We start from the raw sequence: 3,726 nt of genomic DNA, 5'->3' as shown, positions 1-3,726 counted from the left end.
GGGTGTTATGTGCCACAGGAAATTTGATGACAAGTAATTCTGATTGGAAGTTAAAACTCAGATATGGAAAGGAGGTAACTCCTTTTACCCACTTCACCGTACTTGGAGCCGGAAACGTTTTTAATAATGATCATGGATTTGAATGTCCACTTGGTCCAGCTGTCATGGCTATAAAAGTTTGGGCTACAGATGCTAACGAAGCTGCTGATATGCTTCATGTCATTGGCCAACAGGTAGGCTTTGATTCAGAAGGAGAAGTAGAAATTTACGAGACTGAACCGGAAGAACCACCAAAAGAAAATCCGTTTGGCTACGGAATTAACTTTACTCCCTATGATGTCTAAACAGGCACATAACAATCACATTAAGTCGCTCGCAGGCTCGCTGGGACAGTAACACGTGGGCTCTGTCGCTTCGCTCCGTTTAGCCCACGTATTACTGCCCCTTATGTGGGTGTTAGGCATTTGAGATTTAACATGGTGAGTTTTAAAGTACTTAATTCCGTGACATCAGTCATAGCATTAATATTATTTGTCAATTTTCTAATCTACCCGGAATTGCTGTTCTTTATTTTTGGCATTGATGGCTCTGGCAGCTCGTTTTTTATTGCAAGGCGGCTATCCATATTATTTCTCGGCATTTCAGTATTAACTTGGTTAAGCCGGAGTGTGAAGCATTCTGAGGCGCGACAAGCAATATGTGCAAGTATTTATGTATCCATGTTTTCAATGTCAACCCTTGGTTTATTTGAATATTTTCGGGGTGTTGCACATGCCGGAATACTAATTGCGGTACTTACAGAAATGACAATTGGGTACCTTTATTTTGTAAAATGGAACATCGGTAAAATGCCTAACAAAACGCTATAGTCGCTCGCAGGCTCGCTGGGACACAAACACGTGGGCTGTGTCACTTCGTTCCGATTTAAGCCCACGTATTTGTGCCCCTAAGCTGGGTGTTAAGTGACAAGAGTGAATTATGACTAGTAAAGTCAAAGATATTATTGCTTACGGAACAAGCGGTTCTGTGTTAGGTAAAAAATTTAATGCTCTGTACCGTAATGGTTTCTATGAGCTTCATTCTGAAGAACTATCTAATAAGACGGGAAAGCCCCTTAATTATAATGCGACCAAGGTGTTTGTACCGACGTTAGAAGAGGCTGCAAAATTAATCTTAAAAGGTGGCTATCATTTAAGGCTAAAAAATGCCGAGACAGGCCAAGAAAATAAGAGAAAGCCAAGTGAAGTCGAGATCATCTGGGCTTGACACTTAACAATCACATTAAGCCGGTCGCAAGCTCCCTGGGACAGTAACACGTGGGCTCTGTCGCTTCGCTCGGATTTTAGCCCACGTGTTACTGCCCCTTATGTGGGTGTTAGGACAACGGAATGTCACCATCGGAAATTTTTTAAAAGAAAGTCCACCTACGGCTGAGGATCTATCCTCACTGAGAACTGCTGTCGGATGGACTAGTCCTGAGCTTTCAATAATAGAAAGCAGCATCAATTCTTCATTGTTTTGGGTTTCAATATTTCAGCGCGATCGACTCGTTGCATGTGGACGTGTTATCGGTGATGGTTTCATGTACTTTTATGTTCAAGATGTCATTGTACATCCTGAATTTCAAAAGCTTGGTTTAGGCTCAAAAATCATGCAGTCTATAAACGGTTTTCTATCTTCAAGTTGCCAGTCTGGTTCAACTGTTGGGTTACTGGCGGCAAAAGGGAAAGAACATTTTTATCTCAAGCATGGTTTCGTATTGAGAAATGGCAAAGATCTAGGTTTGGGCATGTGCAGGTTCATTTAGCTCCAGTCCTAACAATCGCATTAAATCGCTCGCAGGCTCGCTGGGACGCTAACACATGGGCTGCGTCACTTCGTTCCTAATTTTAGCCCATGTGTTATCGCCCTTTATGCGGGTGTTATATTTAATGGAATGGAAATGAGGAAGTTTTTAGTAATAACTTTTATGCTAGGGGGTTGTAGTTCAACCCCTGTCGATTTGAATAAGTTTTATTCAGAAAATGATGTTTCAAATTCCGTGGTGTTTGAAGCTGACGAAAGTGAGGGAAAGCCTTTCGGAAAAGGGCATGAAAAGATATTCCTATGTCACATAGATGGTGAGTTCATTAATAAGACAACCTTATTAGAACCAGTAGCCGTTACGCCTGGAACTAGAAAAGGAACAGTTTGTTATCTCGAAGGGTTAAATGAAGCAAAAGCAACCTTCAATTTTTCAGGAGTCCCCGGAGAGATCTATAAAATTCAGTTGGGTGAACACAGCTGGACTGAGGTTAATTTTTGGATAGAAAACAAGAAAACTGGAGAGGTGCTTATACCTTTAACCACAGTACCTAAAAATGCTGGCAACATCTTTGAAATTTTACCAGTGTATTAAATATAACAAACACATTAAGGCGCTTCGCTGGGACAGTAACACGTGGGCTCTGTCGCTTCGCTCCTATTTTAGCCCACGCATTACTGCCCCTTATGTGGGTGTTAGCTGCTCACGAGGAATCGTATGAAAAATATGGACGTTTTTAACCTTATCTCCTTAGAAGTATTTCACCTTTGCTTGGAGTCATTTCCAATTCCAATTGATACAAGTAGAAAAGAAATTGCAGGTTCTGTGGCAGGTTACTTAGAGATAATAGAGTCGAAATCTGACGAAAAAATCCTTGAGGATCAGGTTCTTTATACTGTTTGGTGGCTTAGAGATGAGCAATTTATTACACTAAAACGTGAAGCATTAAATGGTAGTTTTTCTGCTTCTTTAACGCAGAAGGGACTCAATGCAATAAACTCAAACCCCAAAGCTCTGGAAACTAAAAAATCATTCAAAGAACTTTTCTATCACGGATTGGCAAACTTACCTTTTTCGGTAGCATCAGGAACCATGGTCGAGTTTTTCAAAACCAGCAGCTAACAAACAAATTAAGTCACTCGCTCCGCTCGCTGGGACACAAACATGGCGGCTGTGTCACTTCGTTCCGATTATAGCCGCCATGTTTGCGCCCCTTATTTGGGTGTTATGTGCCTGAACACAGGAAATTCAAAATGGAAGAATTTGAAATAACTCCGCCGAATGACATGGAAATAACAGCAGCTCAAGAAAAGTTAGGTTTTAAGTTTTCTCAAGATTACATTCTCTTTTTAAAATCTGGATATGATTTAGGGGATGTGCCAATGGAAGCCCTCGAAATAGTAAACCCTCCGACCTATGCAAACATTTACTCAGTTCAACAGGAAGCAAAGTCAAATGAGCACTTTCCCGAACAATTGCTACCAATATGCGAGGACAATGGGGATTATTATTGCCTTGCCCAAGATGGTGAAGTAATTTTTTGGTCCCATAACGGATTAACTGACGAGCGCTGGAAAAATGTCACGGAATGGCGGGAAGCAATGAAAAAGGAGCATGAGGGTTAAATGGCACATAACAAGCCAATAAACACACTCACTTCGTTCGCTGGGACGCATACACGCGGGGCGGCTTCGCCATTATGCCCCACATGTCTGCGCCCGTTATTGGAAAGTTAGGTGTCAGGGATGAAAACGGTACTACTGTCATTTATTGTTATTGTGTTAGCTGGCTGCACATCAGTCGCCAAACCAACTATTCACCTCCACTCAGATGGAGTTAGCGAAGCAACGTTAACTAACCTAAGAATCAAATTGGAAAAAAGTGGATATACTATAGTAAGTGGCAATCAAGACTTCTCTCAT

General features: G+C 41.5%; 6 protein-coding genes. All 6 read left to right on the top strand.

Annotation, left to right across the window (positions count from 1 at the left end; all coding sequences use genetic code 11):
* Positions 1 to 344: hypothetical protein (locus ACXAFQ_RS20325; RefSeq protein WP_474825191.1), on the top strand; the 344-nt coding region annotated here is incomplete at its 5' end.
* 634 nt (positions 345 to 978) lie between these two features.
* Positions 979 to 1,266 carry a hypothetical protein gene (locus ACXAFQ_RS20320; RefSeq protein WP_474825190.1) on the top strand — a complete coding sequence of 96 codons (288 nt, stop codon included), beginning with the start codon at positions 979 to 981 and terminating at the stop codon, positions 1,264 to 1,266.
* 85 nt (positions 1,267 to 1,351) lie between these two features.
* Positions 1,352 to 1,807, top strand: a complete 456-nt coding sequence (locus ACXAFQ_RS20315; RefSeq protein WP_474825189.1) for a GNAT family N-acetyltransferase — start codon at positions 1,352 to 1,354, stop codon at positions 1,805 to 1,807.
* A 135-nt stretch (positions 1,808 to 1,942) separates the two neighbouring features.
* Positions 1,943 to 2,398 carry a hypothetical protein gene (locus ACXAFQ_RS20310; RefSeq protein WP_474825188.1) on the top strand — a complete coding sequence of 152 codons (456 nt, stop codon included), beginning with the start codon at positions 1,943 to 1,945 and terminating at the stop codon, positions 2,396 to 2,398.
* 123 nt (positions 2,399 to 2,521) lie between these two features.
* Positions 2,522 to 2,926, top strand: a complete 405-nt coding sequence (locus ACXAFQ_RS20305) for a hypothetical protein (RefSeq protein ID WP_474825187.1) — start codon at positions 2,522 to 2,524, stop codon at positions 2,924 to 2,926.
* 131 nt (positions 2,927 to 3,057) lie between these two features.
* The gene (locus ACXAFQ_RS20300; protein WP_474825186.1) at positions 3,058 to 3,429 is read left to right on the top strand and encodes an SMI1/KNR4 family protein; all 372 of its coding nucleotides are present in this window, start codon (positions 3,058 to 3,060) and stop codon (positions 3,427 to 3,429) included.
* Positions 3,430 to 3,726 lie beyond the last annotated feature (297 nt).

The sequence above is a fragment of the Alteromonas sp. ABH2_165 genome (assembly GCF_056159945.1).
Note: the sequence above shows the minus strand (reverse complement) of the source record. Positions and strands in the feature narration are given on the sequence as shown.

Coding starts and splice junctions, on each gene's coding strand:
- ACXAFQ_RS20320 (WP_474825190.1), top strand. CDS start 979: ATGACTAGTAAAGTCAAAGATATTATTGCTTACGGAACAAGCGGTTCT.
- ACXAFQ_RS20310 (WP_474825188.1), top strand. CDS start 1,943: ATGAGGAAGTTTTTAGTAATAACTTTTATGCTAGGGGGTTGTAGTTCA.
- ACXAFQ_RS20305 (WP_474825187.1), top strand. CDS start 2,522: ATGAAAAATATGGACGTTTTTAACCTTATCTCCTTAGAAGTATTTCAC.
- ACXAFQ_RS20300 (WP_474825186.1), top strand. CDS start 3,058: ATGGAAGAATTTGAAATAACTCCGCCGAATGACATGGAAATAACAGCA.